The sequence below is a fragment of the Pantoea sp. MHSD4 genome (genome assembly GCF_021043305.1).
Lineage (GTDB): Bacteria > Pseudomonadota > Gammaproteobacteria > Enterobacterales > Enterobacteriaceae > Pantoea > Pantoea eucalypti.
In genome coordinates, this window is record NZ_JAJNDH010000016.1 from 1 (window position 1) to 6,005 (window position 6,005).

Consider the following 6,005-nt stretch of genomic DNA (forward strand, 5'->3'; position numbering starts at 1 on the left):
TTGCAGAATAAATTAGTGAGGCCAGAACATATACTTAAAATCAGGCATATAATAATTGCAATGTCAGAGTAGTAATCATCATGCCCCATCATTTAGGTACGAGCAATCATACCAGTACTGGACCGTCTCGCTATCACGCCAGAAAGTGATGCAGTTAAGGTTTATTATCACTATATTTCTGACACCCCAGCCAGCACTTCTGAACATCTGTTAAATCACGAGAAAACCTGCATAAGCAGGCCTTTATGCAATCTGAACCTGTCACTTATTATAACCATGCCAGGTTCATCAGTCCGAATTAATCGCACGTTCAGGCATCCATCAGAAGCTGATTTTGAATTTGACCCAAATACCTGTTAGTTTTTTGGGTTAATTTTTTTATATCTTTCAGCTTATCGATTGCCATTTTATTATCTTTATTGGTATTACTGGTGATTTTATCCAAAAACTGATTAAAAGTTACATTATTCACATCAGTAACATTTGCATGCGCACCATGATGAAGAAGGTATTCAACCTGATCATATTGTCGACCATACATCCCCTCAAAAATTGCTGTTTGTCCTAAGCTATCTTTCGCATTGACATCAGCACCTATTTCAACAAAATACTTTAGAGTAGGGAAGGCTTTTTCATTAGTTGCATAAAATATTATCGGCGTGCTGTCAAATTTCGCGTTTTTATCCATCCCTCCTTTGATTAATGCTTTGACAAAAGCAGGATCTGAATATCCCGCTGTGTTACTTGTCACAGAACCCATATCGGCAACGTATTGAACAGGATCGGCGCCATGCTTTACCAGAACACTCATTACATTGAGTCTGTTAACGTCCTTATTTGAAGCTTCACTGAGGGCATAATACAAAAGGGTCAAATCCTTCTCGCCAGGTTTATTAAGATCAGTTTGAGTTGATAATTTTTCCACCTCATCAACATTGCCATCTTCAATTGCCTGTGCCAGTTGTAACTGGCTTCCTGAAAAGTAATCCTCCGGATGGATTTTCTTCATATCATCACAAGCCTGTAAAGTTAACAAAGAAAATATTAACGGCAATAAGATTACTTTCCTTATAAAACCCAAAATTCACCTCCGGCGAGTTGCTGTTATATCAATGTTATTTTCTAACTCCTGAAAATAAATCATCTGACCCATACTTTAAAAAAACCTCATATCCTGGTGCTTAATAATTTTATTCAGAATAATATTAACGCCCTCAGCATTTTCATTTTTAATACGTGGAGCGGCATCATGCCTTATCAACCATATACAACTATCCCACTACATTTCTGGCAAGACCCTGATAAGTAGACCCTTACATACTGGGGAGCGAATATTTAGTTCATCACGTTACCAAAAATATTGCATAACCTTTCAATTGCGATCAGAACCCGCACTAAAAATAAAAACCACTCCTTAGCTTTTGTATCTGCCTTCACAATCTACATTCAATAAAATAGAAAAGTATTTCTATACGCTGCTTTTAAGCCAATCTAATTTGTTATCTAACAGAACTAAACAAGATTCTCTTATGTTGGCTTTAGCATCGCTTATGCCAGCTCAACCTTCTGGCCCATGGAATAATCTTATAACTTTCTTTTCCAATCAAGAAAATAAACCAATCACAGTTAAAACAAATGGCATCATCCTCAGTGGCAACTGATTTATTATATTTAAGCAATCTGGCATACTGATATTGAATAATAATAAATCTATTGATTTTTCCTTAAAGCCATTATGACATCCTTGTCTTTTCACTGACGAAAGCAGCCATAACTTCATCAGCAGGAATCAAAATTAAGCACGTCCACCTTTTTGTTTAGCAAGCTTATGAATTTCCATTAACTTGTCCTGTGTAGAACCTTTCTCACCATTATTGCGTTTGATCACATCGTCAAGTTGACTCATAAATGACCATCCGGTGTTTTTTTCAACCGCATTAGGATTGGCTCCGTGATTCAGTAACCACTCGACGGTATCTAACTGCATTCCATCCAACGCAGCCATAACTGTTGATTTTCCCAGCGAGTCTGTCGCATTAACATTTGCGCCGCGATTTACCATCAGCGCCAGAGTTTTTAAGGTACCATCTGAAGCGGCATCATGCAGCAAGGGTTGCCCCTGGACTTTAACATTCACGTCCATGCCACCATCAATTAACGCAGCCATAAACTCCGGGTGCGGCGATGTGGCGACTAATTCAGCGACACTGCCCATATCAGGCACATCCTGAAGAGGGTCGGCACCGGCTTTGACAAGCTGACTGATGATTTCTAATTGCTGGCTTTTTCTATTTTTTGCTTGCTGTAAAGCAAAATAGAGCAATGTCATGTCCTGCTTACCTGGCTTATTAAGAGAGGTGTCAGGGGTTAGCTTCCTGACATCAGCGATATTCTCACTGGCGATAGCCTGGGCAAGGCTCAATTGTGTACCATGGAAAAATTGTTCTGGAGGATATTTACTCATTGCATTACATCCTGAAATCGAAATTAAAAATATCAGACCACCATAGCGGGCTACTTTTTTTATAAGAGACTTAACCATTTTTTCTCCTTAAATTGAAGATAACAACTTCTCGTCATTATCTTTCTCCAGTTCAATACAGTGTTTTACCTGGTCCATCCCATGCATATCAATTGCGCTTCCCTCTCCGCCATCCATAGGATGCTTGTTGCCAACTGCAGAAGGAGACGCTACCAACGCCACTCCTAACGCACTAAATGCAACTGCACCCCATGGCCCCAGAGTTTTCAGTCCAGTAAGTCCTAGTCCACCTATCACTGCAGCCCCTGCCCAGAATCCAGGCTCCTGTATCATAGTAAGAATTTCACCTTTGACACGATAAGCAGAGATATTTTCTGCCGTTTCAGTGACAGGTACTTCGCCGCTGTACTTTTTAACGGTTGATGATTTCAATCCAGCAGAGTTGAATGTCCAGCCCGTTTTTCCGCTTGCCCGTGAAGCTGATGAAGCCATTCCGCCTCCCAGAGAATGTCCTGTCATATCAATTGGCGCTGTGGAGCGTCGAACCGATGTGCCTATTGAAACAGCCTGTTTGTAATAATTTGAGTCTACACCCATGCCCTGCTGAACATTGTTTTTCCAGTCAGCGGTTTCCGTCATTCGCGTACCTCTAAATACGACGGATGCAGACATATCTTTTCCAAAAACAGCTTCGTCGGGCTCATATACCCTTGCACGGAAACCCGGGTCTTTAGCGATTCTTAGTGATTTTGGCGTAAGGTTATATTTTGCCAGCGCCTCAGGGTCGTCACTGATATCTTTCCAGCCTTCAGGTATTTCAGGCATAGGTCTGGTGGGATCGCGGGGCTCATAAACATAGTCCGCTAACCTCGCCTTTTCCATGCCAGTATTATTCTGCTCAAGCCGCAAAGCCGCCTGCACCACTTTAGGGTCCTTACTTTTCTTCCCTTTTTCTATCAGAGCCTTACGCCTTTCCCACGTCTCTTTTTTTGTCAGGTTTCCACCACGTCCGCCAAGCGCTTTGCCATTCATGGCAAAAAGATCCTGCACACGGTTTAAGGGATAACCACCAATATAGGTGTCCGGGCTGTGCTCTATTGACCAGCAGTCACCCTCAACCGTTCCACTCACCACACCTTTATTGCGCCCTGCTGCATCACCAATAGTGGTAGGGACGTAGCTTGATTTATAAACAAACGCCGGATGACCATTAAATTTCACGCTATCGACAGTGCTTTTTGAAGGCGCCAGCGTAGCCGTTACCGGATAAGGAACCGGTGGCTGAATACCGGGGGTAAAACAGAGATCCGGTGCTAAACCGACAACTTTATATACGCCGTCTTTACGTGCGGCATAGTTATCAGCCATGGCGTTGCTCCTTGTTGATAAGAGCCAAGAGCGAAGGTGGTAGGGGGATAAAACTGTCAGCCTGACTGTCGGTAAGCTGTTGCTGCGCACGTTGTACCATCACTTTCCGCTCATCCATAGCGATAAAGCGTAACTCGGTCATTGCGGGTTCCAGTTGTTCAGAAAATACCACGCGATAGCTGCAATGCACTTTGCGCGTGGGTAGATCGATAACCAGCGTGTCGAGTTGCAAATCATACGTCAACCCGGCGCCCTGCTGCGTGGTAACAAAAGCAAAAAGTGTTTCAACCGGTACAGAAAAATCGAGCTGCTGCCCACTCTTTTCCTGATGCGATATCAGATTTTTGAGTGTGACGGGAATGCTTGTCATAGGTTTGGGCAAGGGGAATTGCATCCAGGGATGCGCGCCACACCAGTAGTCAAACTTAAAATCAGCGGGCAGAAACGGATGCCGATGCTGTTTCCATGCTTCATCATAGGTACCGGCAAACGTAATACGAGGATGCCAGCCTCTACCATAGAAACCAAAACCGGCAGGCAGATTTTCATCTTCAATATTCTTAACAGGGTTGGGCAGTAGTTCAAACTGGGGTGCCGGAAGATGCTGAAGTTTTAGCTCTTTCTGAGCCTTAGCCGGTAACCAACCTATGCCAACACTATTAAAAGATGATGCCAGTTCCTCACCTTTTTCCAGTCGGTAAAAGCCTCCCTGAGCAAATTCATAGCGTAAATCAACATGCGTAACAGGCTTCCCGTTAGTGAGCTGCCAGGTGGCAACCATTTTTCGCCACTCGCGCGGGCCATAAACATTTAGCAGACGGGTGAAATCACCGATTCGAGCGCCTACAGTGAAATGCCGCACGGGCTTATCTTCGGGTGCCCACGCAGTGCCATTGATCACCACATCCAGTCTGGGTTTATAAGGCGCAAGGTCGCTTTCAAAACGCACACTGCTGGTACCCGGTTCATCGTAATAGTAATCCTGCTCGAAGAGTTCGCCCTGATCTTCACACAAGGTCAGCTTACCGGTGATGATATCAAGATCGTAACTGACGCGAGCCACCAGGACGTTAAAGCCATGATCATGTTGGTCAACCGACTCAAACAGCAGCGCTGGAAAAGCGCTATGGTTAGCAAAATTTTCCATAATCAGTTGATGTCTATCTGTGTTCCGTCGATATCAATCACCTTCTCACCGACCAGCTTGATCTTGTTCGCGCTGATGGTGATGGTGCCATTATGCTCAAGCACAATCATCGATTCGCCACATACCAGGGTGATTTTGTCTTCAGCACTGAACTCCGCAGTAGTCCCGGCAGTCAATGCCATATCCCGTCCGGTATTGAGCGAATATTTCATGCCGACATGGTGTGCCTGCATTCCGCCGACATTGGTCATCCAGCCGCCACCAACGTTTAGCATGTATGCCGCGCCAATATTGGTGTTCTGAGCCAGACCGACATTGAGCATTGAAGCCAGTGCAATGGTTTCAGCTTTCGCCCTATCCACTTTCAGTGTCTGGTTGCCATTAATCGTTACCGACTGATTCTGACCAATACGCACTTTCTCATTCTGATCGACTGTTTCAGTGCGATTACTGTGTACAGTGATGGTTTCATTACCATCCACCGTTTCAGTACGATTCTGATGAACGGTAATGGTTTCATTTTGATCAACCGTTTCTGTACGATTTTTCTTCACCTCGGTTGTTTCATTGCCGCCGATGGTTTTAGTCCGGTTGCTGCCGACGCTGTGGGTTTCATTGTTCTCAACCTCAGTGTCCATGTTCTTCTCGGCATGCAGCCAGACCTGTTCCTCACCCGCCTTATCCTCAAACCTCAGCGCGTTCGCCGTGTCCGCCGTGCCGTCCTTCGACCGGCTCAGAAAACCCATCTGCGTCGCTGCCGCCGGCAGCGCCCACGGCGGCATGCTCGCCTCGTTGTAAACACGCCCGATAATCAGCGGACGGTCCGGATCGCCATTAATAAAGTCCACCACCACTTCGTCGTTAACTCGCGGGATCTGCACGCCGCCGAATCCCTGGCCCGCCCACGCGCTGGAGACGCGCACCCAGCAGGAGCTGGTGTCGTCGCCCTTTGCCAGCCGGTCCCAGTGAAACTTCACCTTCACCCGCCCGTAGCGGTCGGTCCAGATC

General features: G+C 45.4%; 5 protein-coding genes. All 5 read right to left on the reverse strand.

Annotated elements, in window-relative coordinates; genetic code table 11:
* Positions 1–310: 310 nt before the first annotated feature.
* Positions 311–1,009 (reverse strand): ankyrin repeat domain-containing protein, encoded by a 699-nt coding sequence (locus tag LQK91_RS21635; protein WP_105100176.1) that lies wholly within the window; start codon positions 1,007–1,009, stop codon positions 311–313.
* A 786-nt stretch (positions 1,010–1,795) separates the two neighbouring features.
* A complete protein-coding gene (locus LQK91_RS21640) occupies positions 1,796–2,542 on the reverse strand; it encodes an ankyrin repeat domain-containing protein (protein WP_105100177.1) in 747 nt (248 codons plus the stop codon).
* A 9-nt stretch (positions 2,543–2,551) separates the two neighbouring features.
* Entirely contained in the window at positions 2,552–3,850 is a 1,299-nt protein-coding gene (locus LQK91_RS21645; protein WP_105100178.1) for a DUF4150 domain-containing protein, read from the reverse strand.
* Positions 3,843–4,997, reverse strand: a complete 1,155-nt coding sequence (locus LQK91_RS21650) for a DUF2169 family type VI secretion system accessory protein (protein WP_105100179.1) — start codon at positions 4,995–4,997, stop codon at positions 3,843–3,845. The genes LQK91_RS21645 and LQK91_RS21650 overlap by 8 nt, the downstream gene beginning before the upstream one ends.
* A 2-nt stretch (positions 4,998–4,999) precedes the next feature.
* The coding region (locus tag LQK91_RS21655; protein ID WP_231001678.1) for a type VI secretion system Vgr family protein at positions 5,000–6,005 on the reverse strand (1,006 nt) is incomplete at its 5' end.

Bases quoted from the DNA above. Each gene is read 5' to 3' on its own strand.
- LQK91_RS21635 (WP_105100176.1), bottom strand. From the start codon at position 1,009: ATGAAGAAAATCCATCCGGAGGATTACTTTTCAGGAAGCCAGTTACAA.
- LQK91_RS21640 (WP_105100177.1), bottom strand. From the start codon at position 2,542: ATGGTTAAGTCTCTTATAAAAAAAGTAGCCCGCTATGGTGGTCTGATA.
- LQK91_RS21645 (WP_105100178.1), bottom strand. From the start codon at position 3,850: ATGGCTGATAACTATGCCGCACGTAAAGACGGCGTATATAAAGTTGTC.
- LQK91_RS21650 (WP_105100179.1), bottom strand. From the start codon at position 4,997: ATGGAAAATTTTGCTAACCATAGCGCTTTTCCAGCGCTGCTGTTTGAG.